Here is a 26,281-nt window from a genome sequence, read left to right as displayed (position 1 = left end):
TACTTGGGGTTTGGCATGAGCATTAAGCTAGGTTGCATAGCAGACGATTTCACGGGGGCCACTGACCTGGCAAATAATCTGGTGCAGGCAGGTATGCGTGTTTTACAGGCCATAGGCATACCTTCGGGCCCGCCCCCAGTTGACGTTGATGCCGTGGTCATTGCGCTGAAGTCGCGTACTGAAGCAACTGATGTTGCCGTCAGCGAAACACTCGAGGGCCTCAGGTGGCTGCAGGAGCAGGGTGCGCAACAGATTTATTTCAAGTATTGCTCTACCTTCGACAGTACAGCACAGGGCAACATCGGCCCGGTTACTGAAGCGCTGATGGACGCGCTTGGCACTGATTTTACGATTGCCACGCCGGCCTTCCCCGACAATAACCGTACGGTGTTCAAAGGTTACCTTTTCGTCGGTGATGTGCTGCTACACGAAAGTGGCATGCGCAACCATCCGCTTACGCCCATGACAGATTCTAATTTGGTGCGAGTGATGCAGTCGCAATGTCGCCGTAAAGTCGGTCTCATTGATTACAGCGACGTAAGTCGAGGTGTAGAGGCGATTCGGCATCGTATGCAGGCGTTGCGCGCGGAGGGCGTGAGTATTGCCATCGTCGATGCGGTCAGCAATGATGATTTGCTCAGTATTGGTGAGGCGGTCAAAGGCCTGTCCTTGGTTACCGCAGGTTCGGGTGTGGCAATTGGCTTGCCCCAAAACTTTAATCTTTCAGCAAATAATCAGGCTGCTGCCCTGCCGGCAGCGCAAGGTTATCAGGCTATTGTTTCTGGCAGTTGTTCGGTTGCAACCAACAATCAGGTGGCTGCATTTATGCGTGCGGGTTATCAGGCGTTTGCTCTGGATCCTGTACAAATTGCCTCGGGCAAAGATGTGGCCAGTACGATGCTGGAACGCATACTTCCGGCACTAGCACAGGGGCCAGTTTTGGTCTATTCAACTTCAGATCCGAAAACGGTCAGCCAGGTGCAGAGCCAGTTTGGTGCTGCACCTATTGGTGCTCAGGTGGAAGCGACCATTGCTAATATCGCCGTTGGCATGGTGCATGCTGGTGTTGGTCAACTTATCGTCGCGGGAGGTGAAACCTCTGGCGCATGTGTTAAGGCACTGGGCATTACGCAAATGCAAATTGGGCCCCAGATCGATCCGGGAGTGCCTTGGTGTTATGCCCTTACCGGTGTGGATGGTGGCAAGGGCGTGCACATTACATTGAAATCAGGCAACTTTGGTTCAGAAGATTTTTTTATTAAAGCGTTTTCCAGGATAGCGTGATTAGTCATGAATGAAAGCCAGGCGCGTGAAGAAATTTGCAGGGTAGGCAAAAGCCTGTTTGATCGGGGCTATGTACATGCCACAGCGGGCAATATCAGTGTGCGTCTTGATGACGGCTTCCTCATTACGCCCACCGACGCATGCCTGGGCTTTCTTGATCCGGCCACGTTGCCCAAGCTCGATAGAAACGGCCACCATGTTAGTGGTGCCAAGCCAAGCAAAACCATCGTGCTTCATCAGCGTATTTATGGCGCGGCACGTGCATTCGATGCCGATACAGCGTGTGTAATCCACACACATAGTCATGCCTGCACGAGTTTGTCGCTCCAGCACGGTGACATAAAGCTGGATTCTGAACTTATTCCAGCTCTCACCCCTTATTTTGTGATGAAAGTGGGGCATGTACCGCTTATTGCTTATCATCGCCCGGGTGCCACAGAGGCAGCCGAGCTAGTTGAACAGGCTATCCTCAGGTATGGCCACCGTGGCGTGCCCATACGTGCCGTCATGCTCGAGAGGCTTGGGCCCAACGTATGGCACAACTCGGCCGCTGCTGCCATGGCAACGCTCGAAGAGCTTGAGGAGACGGCACGACTTTGGCTGCACTGCAAACAGTTAAAAGATGTGCCTGCACCGCTTGACGCGACCCAATTGCAGGAACTCAGAATTACGTTCGGCGCCCGCTGGTAAGTCATAAAACATGCGTCAGATCTAGAGCGACTAGCATTTCGTCCACTGGCAGTTGCGCGCAGCCATATTGCATGTTGATGGTCGCGGTGTCTAATACTGGATATTGACGCTATACCTTAGTCATGAGCGAGGCATGCAACGTTATAGTGGGCATTACGCACATGACTGATACGGAACGCACATAATATGGACATTGATCTTTCGGGCTGGCGCGAGCACAAGCTAGGCGGATTAATGGGCGCGGTAGGCCCATTGTTTAGCAAAAAAGTTGATGGTGGCTGGCAATATGGCTTGGTGGCAAGCGACAACCATTTGAATGCAGCAGGCTTGGTTCATGGTGGCACCATTACAGCCTTGCTGGATCAGGCGTTAAGTGCGCTGGCGTGGCACCATGCCGGCAAGACGCCTTGCGTTACAGTTCAGCTCAACAGCAGTTTTTTAGATGCGGCCCGCTGCGGTGAACTTTTGATCGCCACAGGCAGAGTGGTGCGGGCAACCCGGTCTATGGTTTTTATGGTGGGCGAAGTAATGGTAGAAGAGTGCACCATTGCAACGTGCCAGGGCATTTTCAAGATTGTTCGCGAACCATGAGCTTTTAGGTGTGGCTTACGGCGCTTCGCGCGCGAAGCGCTATGACCCAAGCCACTCGCGATGGGGTGGGTGGTGTGGCCCTAACAGCGAGAGCACACACGCGGTATTGAGCATAAGGTTCTATAGCCCTAACCCGAGCCGTAGCCCGAGCCCGAGCCGGATCACGGCAGGTTTTCACTAAAAATAACGCTGATCTGCGTAGGCTCAATGCCGGTCATGGGTTCCAGACCGTCACGTACATTGGCAAAGATGCGTACTGTGTTCACTACGGTTTGATGCAGGTTTTGATTAAGCAGCGCATCCATAGACCCATCGATAAGCAGGGCGCGTGTGTCGGGGGTAAGGCCGTGGCCAATAAAAATAATGTTTTGATCACGCCCGGCTTCTTTCATTGCCTTGGCCACGCCATCTGAGGCACCGCCAATGTTATAGATGCCCACCAGGTCGGGGTATTGTTCCAGCAACAGGCGCGACTGACGATAGTTGGTGGCCGCATCGTCCCTGCCTTCGCGCAGCCCGACCAGGTCAAGCGCCGGAAATTTTTCTTCAAGAATGTGCTGGAAGCCCATTTCGCGCTCTTCATGGCCGCGGTAATAACGGCTGCCAGCGATCATTGCCACCTTGCCGGCTCGCGGGCCAACAAAGCGACCCATAAGCAGACCGGCACTGCGCCCTGCTGCGCGGTTATCCAGCCCCACATAGGCTTTACGCGCCGCGCGAGACAGGTCAGAGATCAGCGTGACCGTGTGTACCCCACGTTCGGCCAGGATGTTTACGGCTTCGCGAACCACAGGGTGTTCCAGCGCCATGAAGGCGATACCGTCGGCGTGTTTGCTTTCGCGCAGCAGTGTTTCGGCCAGTTTCTGGGGATCAAAGCCGTCCACATAACGGCTACGACAATGCACGTTGTAGCGATCCAGCTGTTCGTGAGCAGAGCCCGCATAATCACCCAGCATGTTCAGATAGCGATTCATGCCTGAAGGAAGCAAAAACATCACCCGCATGGCGGGTGCCTGCGTGGCCTTGTAGAGGTCGCTGTCGGGCAAGTAGCCCTGTTCTGCTGCCGTTTTGAGTACACGCTGTGCGGTAGCGGCCCGCACACCTGGCCTGCCATTGAGCACGCGATCAACAGTGGCTGTTGAAACACCTGCCTGTCGGGCGATGCTGGCGATGCTGGCACGTGCATCGCTTGATGTCGTTGGATTGTTTTCTTCTATATTTAACATCAAAATCCATCATGAGATTTGATTGACCTTCTCGGCCAGTATAGGCCAAAATATCAGCAATTATCCAGTATAAATACATCAATTAAAATCAAGGAGACATCAAATGTTTAAGCTGCTGAACGTCGTTCCGCATAAAGCATTGCGCGCGGCAACCGTCTTGGCCATGTGTGCAATTGCACCACTCGCTCTGTCCAAAACACTAGAGCTGCGTTACGGTCACATGAACTCACCCAGCAGTGTTGCTGGCCTGCAAGCCCAGATGTTTGCAGACAAGGTAAAGCAATACACCAATGGTGAAGTGGTCATTAAGGTGTACCCATCTTCGCAGTTGGGAAAAATGCAGGAAATGGCTGAAGCGACCTCAACCGGCGTCATTGCCTTGTCTCACAACACGGCTGGCGGAACGGGCTCACTCTATGAGCCGTTTGCGGCGCTGGACACCCCTTACCTGTATCGCGATGTAGACCATCTGATGAAGGTGACGGCTCCCGAGTCACCGGTTATGAAATCACTGAGCAAGGGGTTAATCGAAGCCGCAGGTGTACGCCCTTTGTATGCCTATTATTTTGGTACACGTAACCTGACAGCCAACAAGGCCGTCAAGCAGCCGTCGGATTTGGCTGGCGAAAAGATCAGAGCGCTGCCGTTTCCCATTTACATGACGGCGGTTGAAGCGTTGGGTGCCGTGCCCGTGCCTGTAGATTGGTCGGAGGTTCCTACCGCGCTGGCGACCGGCCAGGTATCGGGGCAGGAAAACCCCGTAGACGTCGTGCTAAACAGTAAGCTGTACGAAGCGCAATCCCACCTCATGATGACCCGTCACATTATTAACCCGCAAGTCATCATCATGAACGAGCGTGTGTGGCAAAAGCTGACTGACGAGCAGCGCGCTGCTTTTGAGCGCTCTGCCACGGAAACCAGAACCAAAGCCACAGAAATGGTCCAGTCTCTGGAGCAGGAACAACTGGCCAAGCTGAAAGAGCTGAAGATGACCGTCATCGACGAGCAAGATGGTCTGCAGATGGATGCATTTCGCGAAAGGGCACACAAACTGGTCAGCGAGCGTTTTGACGGCAAGTTTGGTGACCTTTACAAGCAGATCGCCGATATCAAGTAAACGGGCGGAAGCCATACAGGCTTCCCGCTGCGGCTTTGCTTCTCCTGGCTGTTGGCAGAAGCGCGTTCTGGAATCTTACCCATGACCAAGACTCACAATCCGTCCCCGGCGGGGGCGGTGCTCGTGCTTGAGCAGGCCTGTTGCTGGTTTGAGCGTATCGCCATTGCCATGCTTTTGTTTACAACCTTTCTGGTAGTACTCCAGGTATTTGCCCGCAACGTGCTGCAGATCGGCTTACCCTGGGCTGATGAGCTTGCGCGCTACGGCGGCCTGGGTATTGTTTATCTGGCGATTCCGTTGCTGTTGCTGCGCGGTGGGCATATCTCGGTTGATCTTATCAGCAGTCGGGTGCAGGGTCGCCTGGGGCGTGGGCTTAAGCTGTTCAATGAGTTAATGATTCTGGGCTTTTGCGGCTTCTTTCTGGCTGGTGGTTATCAGTTTCTGCTGAAGGCCGGCAAGTTCGTCACCCCCGCATTGCGTATGCCCAATCTCGTGTTTTACCTGCCTGCCATGCTGGGCATTGCACTGTTCACGTTGGTCGCGATCCTGAGATTCTGGCGTGTACTTTCGAACCAAGATCCTGTTGCGGGCGCCGCGAAAGGGCCCACGCCATGATGAGTCTGAGCATATTGGTGCTGTTCTTGGTGATCATGCTCTTGGGCGTGCCCATTGCCGTCTCCATGGCGGTATCGGCGGGTATTGTGCTGTGGTGGTTTGAGCTTCCACTGTCTGTGCTGGCTCAGCGCATGGTCAATGCGCTGGACTCCACGCCCCTTTTGGCTGTACCCATGTTTATCTTTGCGGCAAGCCTGTTCAATGCCTCGGGGATAACAGGCCATTTGTTTGACTTGGTTCGCCTGCTGGTCGGACGTATTCGTGGTGGGTTGGGCCATGTCTCTGTGCTTACCAGCCTGATCTTCTCTGGTATGTCTGGCGCAGCCCTTGCCGACATTGGTGCGCTGGGTGGCACGCAGATGCGCCTGATGCGCGAACAAGGGTATAGCGGCGAGTTCGCGGCCGGCATCACGATGGCGTCGGCGACGATAGGCCCTATTTTTCCACCAAGCATTCCTTTGATTATTTTTGCTTCGGCTGCAGACGTGTCAGCAGTGAAGTTGTTGCTCGCCGGTGTTATTCCTGGCCTGATCATCACCTTGCTTCTGATGGCGCAGATTGCTTATATGGCGCGGCGCCAGAATCTGCCGCGTGACACGATTGAAGTCAGTCTGGCAATCCTGGGGCGCAAGGCTGTAGTGGCTTTTCCGGCTTTGTGTGCACCGCTGATCTTGATTGGTGGGCTGGTTAGCGGTTTGTTCGGCCCAACCGAAGTGGCAGGCATAACCGTTGTGTACGCCTTGTTTCTGGGGTTTGTGGTGTATCGCCAATTGACGTGGCGTCTGGTTATCAGGGCGGCGCGGGAAACAGTGCATTCGACCGCCAGCGTGCTGTTCATTGTGGGTGCAGCCGCCTTGTTTGCCTGGGTGCTGACGATTGATCAGGTACCCATGCTGGCCAGCGAGTTTCTGCTGCATCTTTCTGATAACCCGGTCGCGCTGCTGTTAATTGTGAACGTGCTGTTATTGATCGTAGGCATGTTTATGGAGTCGATTGCAGCCATCTTGATACTCGCGCCCATTTTGGCGCCAGCGCTGCTGGCGGCTGGTGTGGACCCGGTTCAGTTGGGTGTAGTCATGGTGTTGAACCTGATGATTGGCCTGTTGACGCCGCCAGTAGGCATGAGCCTTTACATGGTCAGCATTGTGGCGCGTATGCCTTTGCATCGCGTGATTGCCGGCACCTTGCCATTTTTTATTCCCCTGATTCTATCGCTGCTGGTGGTGACATTGGTGCCCGATGTCTCGCTGTGGCTACCTAACTTGTTTATGCGTTGAGAGAACGACGCAGTTGTTTAACTGGAGTAAATCAGATGAGTCGTTTCTTTGGCGAAATCCGGCAGCTTGGTTATGTTGTGAAGGATATCGAAGCCGCTATGGAATACTGGAGCACAACCCTGGGTGTTGGCCCGTGGTACTACAACCCACGTGTGCCGATTGAGAACTACCAGTACAAAGGGCAAGAATACGAGCCACATAACTCGGTGGCGCTGGCCAATTCTGGGCCACTGCAGGTTGAACTGATTCAGACACGCAATGACGTTCCGTCCATGTATCGTGATTTCCAGCAAGCGGGCAACACAGGACTGCAGCATGTGGCCTACTGGACGCAACGCTACGACGACGATCTGGAGCGGCTTCTTGCGCAGGGTTTCAAGCCTGTGATGAGTGGCGAAGTGGGCAAGAACGGGCGCTTCATCTACTTTGATACCGAGTACCACCCTGGCACCGTCATCGAGTTGTCTGAAGTGGCCGGTCCCAAGGGCAAACTGTTTGACCTTATTCGCAACGCGTCGGAACAATGGGATGGCAGCGACCCGGTGCGTCCCTTTCCTGACCTGGCCACGCTGTAATGGTGGCGCGGCTGGTCTGTCTGTTGAATCTGTTGCTGTGGAAGACGTTATGAATGCCGATGTTTACGTAGCCGAGTATCTTGTCGAGTCGCCCCTGGATCCGGAGCGCGTCGCAGAAATAATGGCTGGAGAGCAATCTTGTGGCACGTTTACCCGTGTTCAGGGCGAAACTGACCTCTTGCGCCAGCGTGCCAGGGCAGTTGTGCAGAGCGTCCAGGTGCTGTCACAGAGCGACAGGCCATCGTTGCCAAATGCCTGGCTGGAGCGTAAAGGGGTTAAGGGGCCATGGCAGCAGTTTAAGGTGCGCATTGGGTTCCCCGTGGCCAATGTAGGCAATAACCTACCTACGCTGGCGGCAACGGTGGCGGGTAACTTATATGATCTGGGCGAGGTGACTGGCCTGCGCCTGGAGTCGCTGCTTTTGTCGGCTGAGTACCGCAAGACTTTTGACATGCCGCGCGTGGGGCTTGCCGGTACGCGTGTAGCGGCGGGTGTGGCAAATGGCCCGCTGATAGGCACCATTATCAAGCCTAATGTTGGCCTGTCTGCGAAGCAAACGGCTGAGCTGGTGCAACAGCTTTGTGAGGCAGGCGTCGACTTCATCAAAGACGATGAGATCTGCGCCAACCCCATGCATGCGCCGCTGGCCGAACGCGTGCCTGCCGTCATGAAGACTATACGTGAACACCAGGAGCGCACTGGCAAGCATGTGATGATGGCCTTTAACATTAGCGACGAGCTGGATGCCATGCGTGCACACGCCGATCTGGTAGAGCGTGAAGGTGGTAGCTGTGTAATGGCCAGCCTTAACAGTTGTGGCATGTCAGCAGTTCAAAGCTTACGTCGCAGTACGCCTTTAGCCCTGCATGGGCACCGCAACGGTTATGGTGCGTTTTCACGGCACCCGTTGTTGGGCATATCGTTTCAGGCATATCAAACGCTTTGGCGTCTGGCTGGGGTCGATCACATGCACGTTCACGGGCTGCAGGGCAAGTTTGCACAATCGGATGAAGAAGTAATTGAGTCGGCGCGCGATTGCCTCCAGCCACTGGCGCCAGGGCTGAAAGACGAGGTCATGCCTGCATTTTCCTCTGGACAATGGGCCGGTACCGTACCAGCGACTTACGCCGCAGCGGGTGAAAACTTGCTGTTTATGTCAGGCGGCGGCATTCTTGGCCATCCTGATGGCCCCGCGGCAGGGGTGGCTAGCCTGCGCCAGGCGTGGGACGCCGCACGCAACGGTGTGTCACAAGAACAGTATGCCAAGACTGCTCCCGAACTGCAGCGCGCACTAGATTTTTTTGGTTCCAAATAGCATATGGCGTTCAAGCTTGCCTTTTACGCCGACGATTTTACGGGGGCTACCGACACGCTCGCGACACTGGCACGCCAAGGCCAGCGTGCCATGCTGTTTTTGCGTGTGCCCAGTGATCAGGAGCTCGCGCACGCCGGGCCTTTGGATTGCGTAGGCATAGCCGGTGCTGCCAGATCCATGCAAAACCAGGATCAAACGGCTGAGCTTGAGGCGGTAGCCGCCTACCTGAAGGGCACGGGCGCACCCGTCATCCATTACAAAACGTGCTCCACGTTTGATAGTTCGGCGCAGGTTGGCAGCATAGGGCTGGCGGTACGTGTTCTGCGCAAAAATCTGAAGACGGGTGGCTTTACGCCTATTGTGGGCGGGCAACCTAATCTGGGCAGATATTGCGTGTTCAGCAATCTGTTTGCTGCTTTCCAGACGGGTGCAGAGGCTTTTCGTATTGATCGTCACCCGACCATGAGCTGCCACCCTGTCACCCCTATGGGCGAGGCTGATCTTCGACACCATCTGGCAGAGCAGGGGCTCGCTGAAATAAGTGCAGTTCAGTATCCTTCTTATGAAAAATCAGATGAGGCACTTGATGAACAGGTGGACGCTGCAATAACGCAGGGGCCTGATGGCGTGCTTTTTGACGTGGCATGCCCGGCGCACTTGCCTGTTATTGGGCGCCAGATCTGGCAGCGGGCACTGCGCAGTCAGACTTTGGCTGTCGGCCCAAGCAGCGTGGCGCAGGCGTTGCTGGCGCATTGGCAGGCCATGGCGCCGGAGGGTGCGGCGCGTGTTTCGCCTGAAGAGGACGGGCAGTTGTTGGGCTCTTCGTGTGCCAATGCCCCGAGTTTGGGTGCTGCATCTGATCAGAACCAGACCGCGCAGGGTGCAGAGACGGCTGGCCCAGTGTTAGTGTTGTCGGGGAGTATGTCTCCCCTGACCGCCAGGCAAATTGAAGTTGCCACGTCTTATCTGCATATTCCCATACCTGTTGCAGACCTGCTTGGCGCGGGCTCACAGGCTCGGGCTGGCATCGTCAAACGTATTAAGCAGGGCTTGCAGGCGGGCCGCAATGTGCTGGCGCATCTTGTTCATGCTGAGCAGGCTTCTTCAGCAGACCAAGCCGTTGATCCCGCCACGCTGGCAAGGGCCAGTGGCTCACTGCTTGCCGAGGTTTTGCAGACGCAACGCCCAGCACGGTTGGGTCTTGCCGGTGGTGACACCTCCAGTCTTGCTATTCTTTCGCTGGATGTATGGGGGCTAACTTACATTGGCCAGATAGACCCGGGCGTTGCGCTGTGCCGGTTGCATTCCAACCAGGCGTCGCTGGACGGTCTGGATGTCATGCTCAAAGGCGGGCAAATGGGGTCGTTGGGTGTGTTTGAGAAGCTGGCGAAGAAAGCGGATACTTACTTGAAAGGGTAGTTATTGCCTGCTTTTACTCAACATTGACGGAGTGTTTTGTGACACTTTGATGCAGCGTAAAAATAGAATGAAAAACACTCAGCGTGCTAATTAGTTGCTGTTTGAAATTAAGCGGATTGGCGTCACGTCGATCCCGACACATCATAGCGGGCAAGCGCTACCTTGCGCGCAGACTGGTGATTTACGATAGGTTTGGGGTAACTGTCGCCCAGCTTTATCTTGGCGGCAATAAGGGCGTTTTCTTTGGCCAGCCAGGGTGCATGGATGTCTTTGTTTGAAAGCCCGGCAACTTCAGGCACATACCGTCGAATAAAATCACCTTGCGCATCAAATTTTTGCGACTGCGCGACAGGGTTGAATATGCGAAAGTAGGGTTGTGCGTCACAGCCAGTTGATGCTGCCCATTGCCAGCCACCATTGTTGGCAGCCAGATCAAAATCATTAAGTTGCCGGGCAAAATACTGCTCGCCGCGTCGCCAGTCTATGCCCAGATCTTTGGTTAAAAAGCTCGCAACAATCATGCGCAATCGATTATGCATGTAGCCGGTCTGGTTTAATTGGCGCATGGCGGCGTCCACAATGGGGTAGCCGGTCTGGCCGCTGCACCATGCTTCAAAGTCCACATCTGCATCGGCGCCTGACTCCCACTCTATGGCGTCGTACTCCGCTCGGAACGCATGGTCTGTGACGTGTGGAAAATGATGAAGAATCATGAAATAAAAATCGCGCCAAATCAGCTCGCTCAGCCAGGTCGTTGCGCCGGCGCTGCCCGACTGCATGGCCGGGTAGGCTGCTCTGACCAGCGCGCGCAGCGATATGGTGCCAAAACGCAGATGAACCGACAAATAGCTTGGCCCTTTTGCTGCCGGGAAATCACGGCGTTCTTGATAAGCGTCCATGCGCGGTAAAAAATCAGCGAACAGCGCTTGGGCACCCTCGCTTCCTGCGGATACGGGCACGGGTTGTGCTGAGCGGGTAAAGCCCATGTCTTCCAGCGAGGGGCGTGCAAGGAGGTTGGACGGTACAGGCTCCAGCTTGCTTAACAGAGGTTCATTGGCAACCGCATCTATATGAACCGGCCGCAGGGCCCTTAGCCATGCATTTTTATAGGCGGTAAACACGCGATATGGCTTGCCCTGGCCGTTCAGGATCTCGCTCATTTCGAAAATAACCTGGTCTTTGAGCAGAACAAGTTCACTGCCTTCACGCTTTAGCCCGTCGGCCACCGCAGCGTCACGCACCTGTGCTTGAGGCTCGTAGTCGCGTACGGCAAATACAGCGTCTACGTTCAGACCTTTTGCCAGTTCTGGAATGACTTGATGTGCAGCGCCATAGCGAACAATAAGCCCTGCGCCGGCTTGCTGCAGTTTGTGGTCAAGCTCGGTAATGCAGTCATCGATGAATGTGACACGTCGGTCGGTCGCAGGAAGCGTCGACAAAATATCTGAATCAAACACGAAAACGCATGACACCCTGCGGCATTGGCGTAGCGCTTGATGCAACGCCGCATTGTCTTCAATGCGCAGGTCACGCCGAAACCACATTAGCCCGTGTTCGAATTGGTGCATTTCCCGGCCTCTTGAATGGGGATTCGATCGTATCACTGAACGTAGCGAACTTGCACCACGTTTCATACCGTATGTTTAACGGCGGTCTTATTTGGCAACGCGCTAACATCATGCCGTCATCGGCCTACGCAAGGCTGAAATATTTATCTGGTGAACGTGTGTTTCTATCGCTTGCGTTTTGCCGCCGGGGTGCGGATGATGGAGAACTAAGGATAAATAAACGCATTACCGTCAGGTGCGGCTGCCTGTTGTCTCGATGTTGAGCCTTTCACTGTGGTTGCTGAATTGACCTCCATACACTATATAACTTACGCCGCCGCAGTGTTATTGCTGTTATTGATAGTGTTGGCCGCATTTTCGCCGCTCACTGTTCTCAATGCACTTGCGTGGAGTGATACCAAAAACAGGGCGGTGAATAATCTTTCTTATGGTAGCGAAGCGCGGCAGAAGCTCGATATCTACATGCCTGTAAACAGCGAGCTACCACCCGATGTCGTGGTGTTTTTCTATGGTGGAAACTGGAATAGCGGTTCGCGAAAACGATATGGTTTTGTCGGTAAAGCACTGGCAACGCGCGGTATCATGACGGTAGTTGCCGATTATCGGCTGTCTCCTCACGTGGCTTATCCGGCCTTTGTTGAAGATGCGGCGCAGGCTGTGGCGTGGACGCTTAAACACATAGACGAGTACGGTGGTAACGCCAAAAAGGTATTTGTGGCGGGTTACAGCGCAGGGGCTTACAACGCAGCAATGGTAGCGCTAGACCCGCGCTGGCTTGCAAAACATGGCGTAAGCCCTGCCGCATTGCAAGGCTGGATTGGCATTGCCGGCCCTTATGATTTCTTGCCTATTACCACTGAGTCGACCAAACCAGCCTTTCTTTATCCTGATACGCCTGTTGATTCGCAGCCTGTCAGGCATGTTTCTGCAAAATCTCCGCCGGCGCTACTAATCACTGGTACGGCGGATAAGGTGGTAGACCCTGCCAGAAACTCGCAAGCACTCGCTGCACATCTGCGTGCAGTCAATGTGATGGTGCAATATATTGGCTTGGATGGCATAGGGCATAGCCTGCCGGTTGGCGCGTTCGCGCCCTTGTTGAGATCATATTTTCCTGTGCTCGACGAGGTAAGTGGTTTTGTGTTGCGTACCTCTGCCGGCCGCTCGGGTGTGTATTAGTCTGAGATTTGTTCACTATGCAACTGTCCGTGGTTATTCCAGTTTTGAACGAAGCAGAACATCTCGCACGATTGTGTCAACAGATACGATCACTGGTAAACGCTGGGTGTGAGGTAGTTGTTGCCGACGGTGGCAGTAGTGATGCCTCACTTGCATTGGCAACAGAGCCGGGTGTGCGCTGGCTCTCTGCGACGCGGGGGCGTGCCAGTCAGATGAACGCGGGCGCCACCATGGCGAGCAGCGAGGTTATTCTTTTCTTGCACGCAGATACCTACTTGCCAGATACAGCGATTGCTGACATTGCCTCAGCCATGGCAGGCCCGGGCGCATGTTGGGGCCGCTTCGATGTTGTTATTGCTGGGCGCAGTCGTTTGTTGCCTGTTATCGCCGCGATGATGAACCTGCGCTCGCGCTTTAGTGGCATTGTTACGGGAGATCAGGCTGTGTTTGTCCGGCGTGATGTGTTCTCCCAAGTGGGCGGGTTTCCGCAGCAAGACTTGATGGAAGATATCGAGTTGTCATTGCGCTTACGCAAACGCAGTCGCCCCGTAAACCTGCGTACAAAGGTGGTGACCTCAGGCCGTCGCTGGGACGACAACGGTGCATGCAAAACCATTTTATTGATGTGGCACCTGCGCCTGCTCTACAGGCTAGGCACCCCAGCCGCAGAATTGGCGAAACGGTATCGCCGGTGAGCCTTAGGGCGTTGCATCAATGCTAATCGCGTGTAAGCATGGTAAGCGCCCCTGATTCGGGTGTGTCATCGCTGTCATGCGTCACTAGAATAGCGGGTATGGCTTGCCGGGCTATCCACTCGAAAACAAACGTCCTGAACTGCGTTCGTAGGGTGCTGTCCAGTTTGGAAAATGGCTCATCCAGCAACACTGCGCGGGGCTCGGCGATGAGTGCGCGTGCAACGCTAACGCGGGCGCGCTGGCCGCCCGATAGCGAAGCCGGGTCACGTTGGTGAAAGCCAGACAAGCCAATGTGTTCTAGCATCTCGTCCACACGCTGACGCCGTGCACTGACCCCAATGATGCTGTTTGGCAGGGCAAAGGCGAGATTGCGGCCCACACTCATATGCGGAAACAACAGATCGTCCTGAAACAGAATCCCAATGCGGCGCTGCTCAACAGGCAGGTCAAGCACGGGCTCGCCTTCCAGTAATAGGGCTCCTGAATAACGGAAACTGTTGTTTGTTTCGCCAATCATCCAGTTCAGGATGGTAGATTTTCCAGAACCTGAGGGCCCCATAATGGTGTGCACGTGGCCAGCACCGACAGAAAAGCTCAGCGGCCCAACAAGTCGTTGCTCGGCGTGATGAATGGTCAGGTCACAGACTTCAAGCATGGAGGGTTCCTTTCATTGCATACCCTTGCGCCCGCGCGCGTAGCGGCGTGAAACAAGCACGGCCAGCAAAAACACAAGTAAAGGCAGCAGCATTTGCAGAGACGACTGCACAGCAAGCATGCGACGGTCTCCGCCCGCGCTCAGGGCGACAGCCTCTGTAGTAACCGTCGCAAAACGGCCCGCTCCGGCAAACAGCGTCGGCAGATACTGGGCGACACTGACAGAGAACCCTATGGCTGTTGCTGCAAGAATAGGCCGCAGCAGCATCGGCCATTTTACGTTTATACAGGCTTGCCAGCGTGAATGACCCAATGCCCGTGCGGTGGTGACGATGCGCGGGTCAAAGGTGCGATAGGGCCCGCTCAATGTGATCAGCATATATGGGAATACCCAGGCCAGATGGCTCCAGATCACGCCGGCTGATGTGCCATCCAGATTCAATCGCAACAGCACGCTGTATTGGGCTGCGGCCAGTGGCAAAGCGGGAAGCAGTAGCGGCGCATAGATGAGTGCACCAATGCGGGACGGGCCCCACTCCAGCCAGATCAGCGTCAGCGGTAACAGCAGCACCACACATGCAAGTGCCAGCCATAAGGTTGTGAACAAGGGGTTCAGATCGGCGGATATCCAGTTAGACAGCGTCCACTGGGCTGGCAATACCGAGGGGAAAAACCATGTTTGGCTGAAAGACCACAGCAGCAAGGGTATGCCAGGAAGTATGCCGAGTAAAAAAGCCAGCCGCACTGTGGCTCGCTGGAAGCGCGGCGCTCTGCGGCCAGGCTTTCTATGCCCTTTTGGGTAGGGTGCCCACCGACGTAGGCCTTTCCAGGCTAGCCGCACGAGCAGCACGCAGATCAACATCAGGCCGGCCAGCAACACGGCACCTATTGTGCCTTGCGCCACATGTTGCGGATTGGGGTCAGTCAGCCATTGCCAGGTCAGCACGGCCAGTGTTGGAGGTGTGGTCGGGCCGAGCACCAAAGCCATATCAACCACAGATAACCCATAGGCTAGCACCGCCATCAGGGGCCATGCCAATTTGGGTAATATCTGCGGAAGCAGCACGCGCACCCATGCTTGCATACGCCCGTAACCCAGGCTGCGGGCAATGGTCATTTGGCGAACAATGTCTTGTTCACCTAGCGTTACCGCCAGCATCCACAGTAAAAACCAGCTTTCTTTGATGGCCAGGGCTATCATCAGCGTGAGGCCCTGGGCATCTTGCACGGTGACCCATTGTGGTGGTGCATCCCAACCCAGCATGGTGGCCAGAAGTCGGGCTACCCACCCAGTGGGTGCAACCAGCAGGGCAACGCCAATGGCAAAGGCCGCATGGGGGAATGCGAGCAGCACAGGCAAACGCAGGCGTAGATACGACCAGGCCGGGCCAGGGTATGCCATCATGATGATTGCTGTTGCGAGCACCATCGCCAGGGCCGTGCCGCCAAGTGCCGTCAAAAGGGTTCGCTGTGTTGCCACCATAAGTTGTGGGTCGCCCAGAGCGCCCAGCCATGCGCTGGCTTGCAAAGCCGGTGCCAGAAACCAGGAGAAGCCCGCCAGCATAGGAACAATGACGAGTGCGGCGCCCGCTACAGCAACAACGCGCCACATGTCGTCTTGATGACCTTGCCGCTGGCGGAACCGTCTAGTTTCCTGACCCATAACGCGCCAGCCATGCGTTTTCCAGCGCCTCGGTCCAACTGGCGTCAGGCTCGGACAACGTAGGAATAGCGCCCGCCTGTGCGCCCGCCGTTAGTTTTTCGAAATTAGCTTGTGCGGGCGACAAGGCCGAGACCTTTAGCACGGTGGCGTCCCCCCAGACTTCAGGGTCTGCCTTGTGCGCCTGTGCACGGGGTGACAGCATAAAATTGGCCACGACTTTCGCTGCGGCACTGAATTTGGCGTTATAGGGAATCGCGAGAAAATGCACGTTTCCTATCATCCCGCGGCGAAATCCAAACCCATAAATGCCAGGAGGGACCCGATGCTGGGCAACCAGGTTTGCCCCTTCGTTGGGGTTGAAGGTAATGGATATCAGCAATTCGCCGTCTGCCAGCATTCTGGTCATTTGCGCTGCGCTGGTCGGAAACGCCTTGCCTTCACGCCATAAGAAAGGGTGCAGGCGATCCAGGTAAGCCCAGAGTGCTGGCAGATTGCGCGCAAGGGCTTCAGGGGTAGTAGGCTGCTTCAGGTCTTGCGGCGCAGGTGCCAACGTCAGTAGCAATTGTTTGAGAAACGTGGTGCCGTGAAAGGCGGGGGGCTTGGGATAAGTAACGCGCCCGGGATGCTTTTGGGCAAACGCCAGCAAATCTTGGGGCGACTCGGGCGGCGAGGGGACTTTATTGCGGTAGGCCAAAAACGTTAAGCGCGCCTCACCCCAAGGTGCTTCCAGACCATCAGTAGGAACAGAAAAGTCTTGCCTCACGGGCTTGGAGGTGTCGACGTACTGCCAGTTTGGTAATTGTTCTGCCCATGGGCCCAACAGCAAGTGTTCAGATTTGAGTCGCTTGAAATTTTCACCATTAATCCATACCAGGTCGACCGACCCGTCTTTGTCTCGCCCAGCTCGTTTTTCGGCCTCAATGCGCTGAACCACCTCGGCCGTATCGGCGACCTTGACGTGTATGAGTTGCACGTCGGCCAGGCGTTTGATTTCTTTGCCCACCCATGCAATATAGTTGTTGGTGCTTTCATCGCCGCCCCAGGCGTTGAAATAAACGGTTTGCCCGCGTGCTTCGCTTTCAATATCGGCCCACGACGCGTGCGCTATGCCCGGCAGCAGAGCCGCCAATACATACAGCGCCACCACGGCATACCTGGTAGCCATTGAACTCATTTTACATTGCAGGTTCACAGTAAAGCCTCCAGATTCTCGCACTCGATAACGACACGATGTACGATATCGGTGCGAGGTAATGGTCGACACGGTCGCGCACGTGACTGTAACGCCCGCGACAGCATGACGGGCTGGTCTGAGTAATGGTTTTCGGAAATCAGCATGCGCTCCTTGCGCTGAAAATGGCTTAGCGGCGACGCCAGTCGTGGTAACGCCTCATTATTGCAAGAATACGCCGGGGAGCATGTTGGCGTTTCCATTCACCCGCGACGAACTTGTTTGCTTCTGCCATTGTGGGGTAAATGTGTATGGTGCCAAGGATTTTATTAAGCCCCAGCCCATGTTTCATGGCCAGCACAAACTCTGCCATCAGCTCTGCTGCATGTGCGCCAACAATGGTTACACCCAAAATGCGATCTTTGCCCGGAACCGTGAGCACCTTCACGAAGCCAAGGGCTGTATCGTCTGTAATGGCACGATCGAGTTCATCAAGGTTGTAGCGGGTAACCTCGACAGATATACCTTTGTCGGCCGCCTCTTGTTCATTTAGCCCCAGGCGTGCTACTTCTGGATCCACAAATGTAGCCCATGGGACGATGCGGTAATCGACGGGGTAGCGTTTGAACCCGCCGAACAAGGCATTGACGCAGGCATACCAGGCTTGATGAGCGGCCATATGCGTAAACTGGTAAGGCCCTGCCACGTCTCCAACCGCGTAGATGTTGGGGTAGCACGTTTCGAGGTACTGGTTTACCTGCACGGTGCCGTTTGTTTCTATGCCCAGTTCTTCAAGGCCATACCCGGTAAGCCTGGCCTTGCGGCCTACGGCACATAGCAACTGGTCAAATGGCACGCGCTCGACCTGACCGTCTTGTCGCTGAATCAGCAGGTATTTGCCCGAGTCGTCGTGTAAACATTCCACGGCCTTGGTATCGGTTAGGATGTCGACACCGTCGGCCTTCAGGCTAGCCTGAACCAAAGCAGCCACCTCATCGTCTTCACGTGACAGCAATCGTTGCCCTGCCTCTATCTGTGTCACCTGTGAGCCAAGACGGGCAAATGCCTGTGCCAGTTCACAGCCTATGGGGCCACCACCCAATACGATCAGGCGAGGTGGCGGCGCATCCAGTTCAGCAAATCGAGCCCATACGGTATCGCTGGTAACAAAGCCAGAGTTTTCTATGCCAGAAATAGATGGCACCACGGGTTCGGCACCGGCCGCAATGATAATGCTGCGCGCTGTCAGGTTCTGTGTAGCGCCGTCGGGCAAGGTGATGGATACCGTCCAGGGGTCCTGAAGCTTGGCGTAGCCGTCAATAACGTCCACACCCAGCGCGTTATAGCGTTCTGGGCTGTCATGAGGCGCGATGCGGGCGACCGCCTGGTGCACCCGCTGCATCACAGCCTTGAATGACACCGTGGGTGCGGGCTCGGTCAGCAGGCCTGTTGCGGTGGCCTGGTTGATCTGATGCGCTGTTCTTGCCGCCTGAATTAGCGTTTTGCTGGGTACGCAGCCATAGTTCAGGCAGTCACCACCCATTTTGTGGGATTCAATGAGTGTGACGCGCGCCTTGACTGTTGCGGCGATGTACGCCGAAACCAGCCCTCCCGACCCGCCGCCAATAACAATAAGATTGCAGTCGAATTTTTTTGGCTTGTGCCAGGGTTTGTAGGCTTTTCGCGGTGCGAGACGCCGGACCACGAACCGAGCAATAAGCGGAAACAGCGCGAGCAAAGAAAACGAGATCAATAGTGTCGGTGAGTACACTTCAGACAGACTTTGGATGCCTGCCAACTGCGTGCCCGCGTTTACATAAAGTATAGTCGCAGGCAACATTCCGATCTGACTTACCCAGTAATACGTGCGGGCAGGCAAATTGGTGAGTCCCATCACCAAATTAATGACGAAGAACGGAAACACCGGCAGCAGCCGTAAACCGAATAAGTAGGCCGCACCATCCCTTTCCACGCCTTCATTGATAGCTTTGAGCCGGCTTGCAAATCTTGACTGTATGGTGTCTCGCAGCACGTAGCGGGCTACAAGCATGGCAACGAGCGCACCCAGGGTTGACGCGAACGAAACAATCAGCGTGCCTGCGACCACCCCGAATACAGCGCCCGCCGCGAGCGTGAGTATGGTCGCGCCGGGTACTGACAGCCCAGTTACCACTACATACACGGCGAAAAAGCCTGCAGTCAGCACCCATGGAGAATCGTGACGCAACTGTGCAAGATAGTGTTGGCTGTTCTTGAGTGTTTCCAGTGTCAGGGCACGATGCAGGCCGGTCGCAAAAAATGCGACGATGCACGTCACCAGCCCGACTACGATGAAAACTCTAAGCAGCAGGCGGGAATGGGGGTTACTCATGAAGAGAAGACTGTTGGTTGGGTGCAGGGTGGGGGAAACGCTTCATATAACGAGTGTCTATGAACTGCTTCCAGAGGTAAGCCCATGCGCCACTGGCCCACAGTGGGCCCCAGCTCAGCATGGCCCGCTTTGCGGGCAAGGTAATAAGGTAAAGCGTGCGCTTTTGAGGTTTCCAGGCTTTTAGTGGGCGGGAGCCCATGGTGTCATACAGGCTTTCTGTCAGTGCCTGGCCAGCACGTACGGCGTAAACGCCTGACTTACCTGGTTGGTCTGGGTGTGCGCTGACATCTCCGGCCGCAAAGACAAAGTGGTGTGACACACTGCGCAGGTATCTGTCGACACGCACATAACCCGCGTTGTCGATTGCCAGGCCAGAATCGCCTAACCAGGGGGAGGGGGATGCGCCAGCAGCCAGAGCACAGAAGTTCGCAGGCCGGCGAGTGCCATCGTCTAATTGGGCAAAGCCTTCAGATGCGCTGATTACGCGACGTGTCGGGATATAGTCGATTTTATGGCGATGAAGCAGGCTAACAATGCTTTTACGCAGTTTGGTTGGGAAGCCTCCTGAGAGCGGTCTCTCATCACTGCCCACAAGCGTGGTTGAAACCTTGTTCAGCCCCGCGCCGTCCAGTCGGTCACGCATAGCCAGCACCAGTTCGGTGCCTCCAGCACCAGCGCCGGCCACCAGCACCGATAAGTCTGCAGATGCCGCAGCAGCACGGGCAACAAAGGCTTCCCACGCGTCATAAAAACATTCTGCGGGTTTAATCGGGACAAAGGTGGAATGCTCGCTGCGCTCAATGGATAGTTGTGGGCCGGAGCCAATGTTCAGGCTGACCCAAGTAAATGGGAACTGCTCATCGTTTTCGGTAATCGCTGTGCGGTGCTTGAGGTCTAGTTCTGAACATGTCTGTGGAACCCATTCGACATCAACCTGCGCACAGAGCTCAGCCAGATCGATCGAGGCCTGTTGCAACGAAAACCGGCCTGCGACCAACCCAGGCAGCATGCCTGTGTAGACTTGTCGCGGGCTGGACGACATTAGCGTGATACGTACATCGTGTACCGGGCGCCGGCGCAATTGATCCAGTACTTCAAGATGGGCGTGACCACCGCCTATTAATAGTAGACGTTTCATGTGAAGGCATTGTCCACAGTGATTTCCGCCAGCAACTTCGCGGCCAGAGCGGGAAACGCTTCCCGCAGTTTGATCAGGTCTTCAGGACGATCCACATCCCATAGCGGCTCGTACTCAATAGCCTGCAGATCCAAATTTTGAATTGTTGCGCGTGTCTGGGCTAGCACCTCGGCGCTGCTCCACGTAATGTCCTGGAAAACCTCGGGTCGAGGCTGGCGCAGACCTATCAATACATAGCCGCCATCCAATGCAGGCGTTAGCACAACCTGCGCCCCCGCCTTGAGATCAGCGGCGGCCCGGCGCAGATGTTGGGCGGTGATGCCCGGGCAGTCTGTGCCAATAATAAGTTGCGGCGATGCTTGCTCGCACGCATAGGCCATGCGTTGGCCCAGATTTTGCCCCTGCTGAACGGCAATTGCAAAGCCGTGGCGATGACATTGCTCGATGATGTGCGGGTCGGTTACCAGCGGCCAGGTCCAGAGTGTTACCGCCTCAAAGCTAGCCTCGTGGGCAAGGGTTAGCGTGTGCGCAACCATACGTGCGTGCAGGCGCGCGGCTGCATCTAGCCCAATCGCGGGTGCCAGCCGTGTCTTGACGTGCCCCGAGATCGGTGCTTTGGCGAAAATGCCCAGATTGATCATGGTCTCGTCATTTGTTGTGGTTGCGCCATGCGTAGATTCCAGTTGTTAGCGGTGACGGGTGCGACACCACCGAGGTTGACGAGTACCACGAGACATCCCGCCTATAACGTTAGCGTTAACGATACATGATACGGGCGTTGTCGGGGGCCCTAACGACCCTCGCGGAATCGTCGAGCCCCCAGGATCGCCAGCATGTGCAAGATCATCAACCACAAACGCTGCCGATGCCTTTGATGCACCAATGAGCCCAGTCTGCCAAGTGCCCCAATGCCCCAATGCCCCAGGTGCCCCAATGCCCCAATGCCCCAAGTGCCCCAATGCCCCAATGCCCCAAGTGCCCCAAGTGCCCCAAGTGCCCACGATACCAGCGATGCCCGCTAGGCCAGCAATACTCAATAATTTGTTATTGCTGCACCGCCGCATTAACGCTAAAATGCTGAGTTCGCGCCAAGTTAGCGCGTTGGTCAATCACCCCGCCGGAGCCTCCTCCCTTGTAAGCGCATTTTCGTTGCGAGCCTAGGTTTAACTTCATCGTGCCCGCACGCGCTTGCACTTTTCATAGATTGCGTTACACGCAACCCGCACCGCTTACGGTACGAGCGGCATGCTGACTGCCAGACGCACTTGAACCAGACAGATGGCCGCGCATTGCCGCGTGCCTTGATGGAATACACACCGGATGGCCGCGCACTGCTGCTTGTCTTGATAGGATAAGTACCGGATGGCCGCCCATTGGCGTCTGTCTTGACGGAATACTCACCCGATGGCCGCATTGCCGCGTGCCTTGACGGAACACATACCAGATGGCCGCATATTGCCGGCCGTGATGACGGAATACATACATGATGCAATCTCTTCGCCAAGACTGGTTTTCCAATGTCAGAGGCGATGTCCTGGCAGGTCTTGTTGTTGCGCTCGCGCTTATCCCTGAAGCCATCGCTTTCTCTATTATTGCGGGCGTTGACCCCAAGATAGGGCTTTACGCTGCATTCAGCATGGCCACAGTCATTGCTTTTGCTGGGGGTCGGCCAGGAATGATCTCTGCTGCCACTGGAGCCATGGCGCTAGTGATGGTCATGCTGGTGAAAGAACACGGCCTGCAATATCTGCTTGCCGCCACCTTGCTGACGGGCGTACTTCAGATAGGGGCTGGCCTGCTCAGGCTGGGCACACTCATGCGATTTGTGTCGCGCTCGGTTATCACGGGCTTTGTTAATGCACTCGCCATCCTTATTTTTATGGCTCAACTGCCTGAGCTGACCAATGTAAGCTGGCATGTGTACGCCATGGCGGCGGCGGGGCTGGGCATTATTTATCTTTTCCCCTATATCACCCGGGCCATTCCGTCGCCCTTAGTGGCCATCGTCGTGTTGACCTTTGTTTCCATTGCTTTGGGTCTTGATATTCGCACCGTGGGCGACATGGGCGAATTGCCCAGCACCCTGCCTGTGTTCTTGCTGCCTGACATACCACTCAATCTCGAAACGCTGAAAATCATTTTTCCGGTTTCCATGACGCTGGCTGTGGTTGGCTTGCTCGAGTCTATGATGACAGCGGCCATTGTTGACGACATGACCGACACGACCAGCGATAAAAATCGCGAGTGTGTGGGGCAAGGCATTGCAAATATAACAACAGGGTTTCTGGGCGGTATGGCGGGCTGCGCCATGATAGGCCAGTCGGTCATAAACGTGAAATCAGGCGGGCGTGGCCGTCTTTCTACGCTGGTTGCTGGCGTGTTCTTGTTGTTAATGGTGGTGTTTATGGGCGATTGGGTTGCCCGCATACCCATGGCTGCGCTGGTCGCGGTCATGATCATGGTATCCATTGGCACCTTCAGCTGGGCGTCGCTGCGTAATCTGCGCGGGCACCCAAAAAGCTCCAGCGTCGTCATGATTTCTACGGTAATTGTGGTGCTCGCCACGCATGATCTGGCTAAAGGGGTGTTGGTTGGCGTGCTGCTGTCAGGGGTGTTTTTCGCCCATAAGGTGGGTCGACTTCTGAGTATTAAGTCTGAGGCCACGGACGGCGGCCAATCTCGTGTTTACCGCATCCGCGGGCAGGTATTTTTTGTTTCTGCGGAGCAGTTCATTAGCGCCTTTGATTTCAAAGAAGACATTAAAAAGGTCTGCCTGGATGTCAGCCACGCCCATTTTTGGGACATTACCGCAGTCGGTGCACTGGACAAGGTTGTGGATAAATTTCGTCGTGCCGGCGTTGAAGTAGAAGTTATGGGCCTGAATGAGGCCAGCACAACCATGGTGGACCGATTCGCAACCCATAGAAAAGCGGTGCGTGTTGAAGTCTTATCCTGAAACAGCGGACCAGCCAGGTCAATTGACGCTGGCTGGTCGCTAAGACTTAAATCGAACTGAGTTTTGTGATGGATTCCAATGGGTGCATACCAGCGCCTCATCATGGCCCTATCAAGTAAAGCTTAATAATGACCCGGCCTGGAGCCGGGTTTTTTATTTTCTTTGAGTCTGAAAGTCTCAAGCTGTCGCCGTAGTTTCGAGGACTCCAGAGCCAGATACTTTGCGCCCAACATTGTGAATAAAAAGGATGCAGTGCTATGCATTTCCACAGAAAGACGAGCCTGTTGAAGGGCTTTTTCCCTTGAGTGCGTCAGAGAAAGCAGCAGCACTATACAAGGACTGCATAGTCTCACCGATCATCCCATTCTCTGCAATAAGATGCGTATACGCATCTTGACTTTAAAGAGGCTCGCCATTAAGATGCGTCTCTGCATCTTATTGTGAATTTGGAGTCTTGAATGAACTGTTTTACCCCCTTCCTCGGCCGATCGCGTGGCAGCTCTGCGCGGCGAGGGCTCGCTTTGGTCACACTCTGCCTGATGGCCTCGGGAGGCGCGCATGCCGAACAAGACGACCGAATCAAGATCGGAGCAGGGGTTGCAGTTACACCCACGTATCAGGGTTCGAGTTCGCATCGATTACGTGCGGTACCCCTGATCGACATTAAGAAGGGGCGGATATTTGCCCGTACCGATGAAGGCATAGGCTTAAATATTATCGAGACGCCTGCTATCACCATGGGTGCAGGCCTGAATCTGATGCAGGGTTACAGAAGTGGCGACGTGCCACATGGCATCGGCAAGTTGTCTGATGCGGTGGGTGCGCGGGTGTTTATGTCTACCAATGTTGCTGGAGCCAAATTGCGCCTGTCAGCAACCCAGGCACTAAATGAAAATTCGCGCGGCCTGGTTGTCGTGGCGCGTGCGTCATACCCTTATGCGGTGACCAGTCAACTGATGCTGGTTCCCAGTGTTGCCGTCAGCTGGGCCAATGAAAAGTATATGGGCAGCTACTTTGGCGTGGATTCGGGGCAGTCTGCACGTTCAGGTCGGTCTCAATATCACCCATCAGCGGGCTTCAAAGACGTCTCGATGCGCGTAGCCGTCAATTATTCGCTTAACAAAAGCTGGAGCATTACGGGGGCGGTGGGTGCCAGCTCGCTTCTGGACAAGGCTGCAGACAGCCCAATTGTTGAGAAAAAAACACAGCTGCATGCTGTGGCAGGTGTCGCTTATACGTTTTGAGACGGTTTCAACGAGATCGCACCAGCGGCAACAAAAGTGCGTCTACCCAAGTAACCCGCAGGGTTTTGGGTGGTGCCTTTCCGTTTATCAAAATGTAGTGCCCGATAAGGTCACTCAACAATGACTCAATCGCTGGGATGAGTTTTTCTGTGTCGATCTCGTCACGCTTTGCAGCACGGTGCAGAATCAGCTTGAGGCTGTCGGCTCTTCCCGCGATAAACCTATGCCGCAACTCAGGAGCTGAAGGGTAGCTTTCGCGAAAGCTTGTGTCCGACAGCATGGAGAAAATTATGTTGATGATTGGAGCGAGGTCACTGACTTGATCCAGATAATCAAGAAGCTCTGTACGAACGTTGCCACGTTCAGGCACGTTAATAGGCTTTATTGCCAGCTGATGGCTTACCGCTGCCACGGCAAGCGTCGCCTTGCCATTCCAGCGACGGGCGAGTACAGGGCGGCTGGTGGATGCGGCTGCTGCGACGGATTCCATCGTCAGGCCCGCATACCCGCGCTTGAGTAGCTCGGCCCAAGCGACTTCGATAATTGCATTTTCGAGTTCGGCATCGCGACGCCGTTTTTTCGAAGAAGTGGGTATAGGCATATTAATCTGTTAAGACACGGTTACGGGCCATAGTATGGAAGAAAGGCCCGAGAAGCTATCTCAAGGCCTGATTATTGCTGACTGCGTTCAGTATGGCTCTGAGTGTTGGTACATCAAGCGGTAGATCTTGTTCATTTATTTAAAGGCATTCTAATATGTATGATTCTGCCAATTTCAAATTAAACGGTCAGGTAGCCCTTATTACGGGTGCGGGAGCGGGTATTGGTCGCGCAATCGCCGAAACCTTTGCAGCTGCCGGGGCTGCCGTTATGGTCAGTGATCTTAATGTTGAGTCAGCGCAGTCAGTTGCCACGGCCATACAGGCGCAAGGTGGCAGGGCTGAAGCCATGGCCTGCGACGTAACCAAAGAAGAAGACCTGGTGCGGTTGGTCGAAGAAACCGTACAGCGTCTGGGCAAGCTAACCGTTCTTGTCAGTAATGCGGGCGGTGGCGGGCCCAAGCCTTTCGACATGCCCATGGCTGATTTTCGTCGGGCTTTTGACCTGAATGTGTTTTCGCTGTTTCGTCTTGCTCAGCTTGCCGCACCAAAAATGGAAAGCGTGGGCGGCGGGGTTATGCTGGCCATTACCTCAATGGCAGGCGAAAACAAAAACACGCGCATGGCGGCTTATGGTTCTTCCAAAGCAGCCACCAATCATTTGATCCGCAATATTGCCTTCGACCTGGGCCCAAAAGGTATACGTATCAACGGCATAGCGCCCGGGGCTACACGAACGGCAGCGCTCGAGTCAGTGCTTAATGACGACATTGAAAAAACCATGTTGATGCACACACCCATTCATAGATTGGGTGAGCCGCAAGACATGGCCAATGCGGCACTCTACTTGTGTTCGCCTGCAGCGAGTTGGGTCAGTGGGCAGATATTGACGGTCTCTGGCGGTGGCGTACAAGAGCTGGATTAAGGAGAATTT

Annotated in this window: 23 protein-coding genes; 14 read left to right on the top strand and 9 right to left on the bottom strand. The window is 55.1% G+C overall.

Going from position 1 to position 26,281, the window contains the following annotated elements; translation table 11 throughout:
* The first annotated feature begins 15 nt into the window (after positions 1 to 15).
* From otnK to FQ179_RS11430, 3 genes are all read left to right on the top strand, one after another.
* Positions 16 to 1,284, top strand: coding sequence for a 3-oxo-tetronate kinase (otnK, locus tag FQ179_RS11440; RefSeq protein ID WP_149397415.1), 1,269 nt, complete (start codon positions 16 to 18; stop codon positions 1,282 to 1,284).
* 6 nt (positions 1,285 to 1,290) lie between these two features.
* Positions 1,291 to 1,974 carry an aldolase gene (locus FQ179_RS11435; protein ID WP_149397414.1) on the top strand — a complete coding sequence of 228 codons (684 nt, stop codon included), beginning with the start codon at positions 1,291 to 1,293 and terminating at the stop codon, positions 1,972 to 1,974.
* 186 nt (positions 1,975 to 2,160) lie between these two features.
* Entirely contained in the window at positions 2,161 to 2,565 is a 405-nt protein-coding gene (locus tag FQ179_RS11430; protein ID WP_149397413.1) for a PaaI family thioesterase, read from the top strand.
* Between the two features lie 161 nt (positions 2,566 to 2,726).
* Here FQ179_RS11430 and FQ179_RS11425 read toward each other — a convergent pair whose 3' ends face one another.
* Positions 2,727 to 3,791, bottom strand: a complete 1,065-nt coding sequence (locus tag FQ179_RS11425; protein WP_149397412.1) for a LacI family DNA-binding transcriptional regulator — start codon at positions 3,789 to 3,791, stop codon at positions 2,727 to 2,729.
* A 103-nt stretch (positions 3,792 to 3,894) separates the two neighbouring features.
* Here FQ179_RS11425 and FQ179_RS11420 point away from each other — a divergent pair, with 103 nt between their 5' ends.
* The 6 genes from FQ179_RS11420 (at position 3,895) to FQ179_RS11395 (ending at position 10,109) form a co-directional block, all read left to right on the top strand.
* The gene (locus FQ179_RS11420; RefSeq protein ID WP_149397411.1) at positions 3,895 to 4,908 is read left to right on the top strand and encodes a TRAP transporter substrate-binding protein; all 1,014 of its coding nucleotides are present in this window, start codon (positions 3,895 to 3,897) and stop codon (positions 4,906 to 4,908) included.
* An 81-nt stretch (positions 4,909 to 4,989) separates the two neighbouring features.
* Positions 4,990 to 5,523, top strand: a complete 534-nt coding sequence (locus FQ179_RS11415) for a TRAP transporter small permease (protein WP_149397410.1) — start codon at positions 4,990 to 4,992, stop codon at positions 5,521 to 5,523.
* Positions 5,520 to 6,800 (top strand): TRAP transporter large permease, encoded by a 1,281-nt coding sequence (locus tag FQ179_RS11410; protein ID WP_223146246.1) that lies wholly within the window; start codon positions 5,520 to 5,522, stop codon positions 6,798 to 6,800. The genes FQ179_RS11415 and FQ179_RS11410 overlap by 4 nt, the downstream gene beginning before the upstream one ends.
* A 35-nt stretch (positions 6,801 to 6,835) precedes the next feature.
* Positions 6,836 to 7,375, top strand: a complete 540-nt coding sequence (locus tag FQ179_RS11405; RefSeq protein ID WP_149397409.1) for a VOC family protein — start codon at positions 6,836 to 6,838, stop codon at positions 7,373 to 7,375.
* A 49-nt stretch (positions 7,376 to 7,424) separates the two neighbouring features.
* Entirely contained in the window at positions 7,425 to 8,690 is a 1,266-nt protein-coding gene (locus FQ179_RS11400) for a ribulose-bisphosphate carboxylase large subunit family protein (RefSeq protein ID WP_149397408.1), read from the top strand.
* Positions 8,691 to 8,693: 3 nt separating this feature from the next.
* Positions 8,694 to 10,109: a four-carbon acid sugar kinase family protein gene (locus FQ179_RS11395; RefSeq protein WP_149397407.1), complete on the top strand. Its 1,416-nt coding sequence runs from the start codon at positions 8,694 to 8,696 to the stop codon at positions 10,107 to 10,109.
* Positions 10,110 to 10,231: 122 nt separating this feature from the next.
* On the opposite strand, the gene FQ179_RS11390 is transcribed toward FQ179_RS11395, so the two are convergent.
* On the bottom strand, positions 10,232 to 11,677 hold the full coding sequence (locus tag FQ179_RS11390; protein WP_149397406.1) for a deoxyribodipyrimidine photo-lyase: 1,446 nt from the start codon (positions 11,675 to 11,677) through the stop codon (positions 10,232 to 10,234).
* 321 nt (positions 11,678 to 11,998) lie between these two features.
* Here FQ179_RS11390 and FQ179_RS11385 point away from each other — a divergent pair, with 321 nt between their 5' ends.
* Together FQ179_RS11385 and FQ179_RS11380 are read left to right on the top strand one after the other, a co-directional pair.
* Positions 11,999 to 12,856, top strand: coding sequence for an alpha/beta hydrolase (locus tag FQ179_RS11385; RefSeq protein ID WP_370459871.1), 858 nt, complete (start codon positions 11,999 to 12,001; stop codon positions 12,854 to 12,856).
* Between the two features lie 17 nt (positions 12,857 to 12,873).
* Positions 12,874 to 13,551, top strand: coding sequence for a TIGR04283 family arsenosugar biosynthesis glycosyltransferase (locus FQ179_RS11380; protein WP_149397405.1), 678 nt, complete (start codon positions 12,874 to 12,876; stop codon positions 13,549 to 13,551).
* 22 nt (positions 13,552 to 13,573) lie between these two features.
* Here the strand turns inward: FQ179_RS11380 and FQ179_RS11375 are convergent, their stop codons facing one another.
* The 6 genes from FQ179_RS11375 to FQ179_RS11350 form a co-directional block, all read right to left on the bottom strand.
* The gene (locus FQ179_RS11375) at positions 13,574 to 14,206 is read right to left on the bottom strand and encodes an ATP-binding cassette domain-containing protein (RefSeq protein ID WP_149397404.1); all 633 of its coding nucleotides are present in this window, start codon (positions 14,204 to 14,206) and stop codon (positions 13,574 to 13,576) included.
* A gap of 12 nt (positions 14,207 to 14,218) precedes the next feature.
* On the bottom strand, positions 14,219 to 15,868 hold the full coding sequence (locus FQ179_RS11370) for an ABC transporter permease (RefSeq protein WP_149397403.1): 1,650 nt from the start codon (positions 15,866 to 15,868) through the stop codon (positions 14,219 to 14,221).
* On the bottom strand, positions 15,852 to 17,042 hold the full coding sequence (locus FQ179_RS11365) for an ABC transporter substrate-binding protein (protein ID WP_223146244.1): 1,191 nt from the start codon (positions 17,040 to 17,042) through the stop codon (positions 15,852 to 15,854). The genes FQ179_RS11370 and FQ179_RS11365 overlap by 17 nt, the downstream gene beginning before the upstream one ends.
* 187 nt (positions 17,043 to 17,229) lie before the next feature.
* Entirely contained in the window at positions 17,230 to 19,410 is a 2,181-nt protein-coding gene (locus FQ179_RS11360; protein WP_188074587.1) for an FAD-dependent oxidoreductase, read from the bottom strand.
* Complete coding sequence (locus FQ179_RS11355) at positions 19,403 to 20,548, bottom strand: FAD-dependent oxidoreductase (RefSeq protein WP_149397401.1); 1,146 nt, start codon at positions 20,546 to 20,548, stop codon at positions 19,403 to 19,405. Before FQ179_RS11355 ends, FQ179_RS11360 begins: the two co-directional genes overlap by 8 nt.
* The gene (locus FQ179_RS11350) at positions 20,545 to 21,189 is read right to left on the bottom strand and encodes a TIGR04282 family arsenosugar biosynthesis glycosyltransferase (RefSeq protein WP_149397400.1); all 645 of its coding nucleotides are present in this window, start codon (positions 21,187 to 21,189) and stop codon (positions 20,545 to 20,547) included. Before FQ179_RS11350 ends, FQ179_RS11355 begins: the two co-directional genes overlap by 4 nt.
* A gap of 842 nt (positions 21,190 to 22,031) precedes the next feature.
* Here FQ179_RS11350 and FQ179_RS11345 point away from each other — a divergent pair.
* Positions 22,032 to 23,504 (top strand): SulP family inorganic anion transporter, encoded by a 1,473-nt coding sequence (locus FQ179_RS11345; protein ID WP_188074586.1) that lies wholly within the window; start codon positions 22,032 to 22,034, stop codon positions 23,502 to 23,504.
* Positions 23,505 to 23,962: 458 nt separating this feature from the next.
* Positions 23,963 to 24,748 carry a MipA/OmpV family protein gene (locus FQ179_RS11340; protein WP_149397399.1) on the top strand — a complete coding sequence of 262 codons (786 nt, stop codon included), beginning with the start codon at positions 23,963 to 23,965 and terminating at the stop codon, positions 24,746 to 24,748.
* 7 nt (positions 24,749 to 24,755) lie between these two features.
* Here FQ179_RS11340 and FQ179_RS11335 read toward each other — a convergent pair whose 3' ends face one another.
* Complete coding sequence (locus FQ179_RS11335) at positions 24,756 to 25,349, bottom strand: TetR/AcrR family transcriptional regulator (protein ID WP_149397398.1); 594 nt, start codon at positions 25,347 to 25,349, stop codon at positions 24,756 to 24,758.
* A 155-nt stretch (positions 25,350 to 25,504) separates the two neighbouring features.
* Here FQ179_RS11335 and hdhA point away from each other — a divergent pair, with 155 nt between their 5' ends.
* Entirely contained in the window at positions 25,505 to 26,272 is a 768-nt protein-coding gene (gene hdhA, locus FQ179_RS11330; protein WP_149397397.1) for a 7-alpha-hydroxysteroid dehydrogenase, read from the top strand.
* The last annotated feature ends 9 nt before the right edge of the window (positions 26,273 to 26,281 follow it).

The organism is Pusillimonas sp. ANT_WB101, assembly GCF_008369125.1.
Lineage (GTDB): Bacteria > Pseudomonadota > Gammaproteobacteria > Burkholderiales > Burkholderiaceae_B > Allopusillimonas.
The sequence above is the reverse complement of the archived record's forward strand: the minus strand, read 5'-3'. Positions and strand labels throughout refer to the sequence as shown.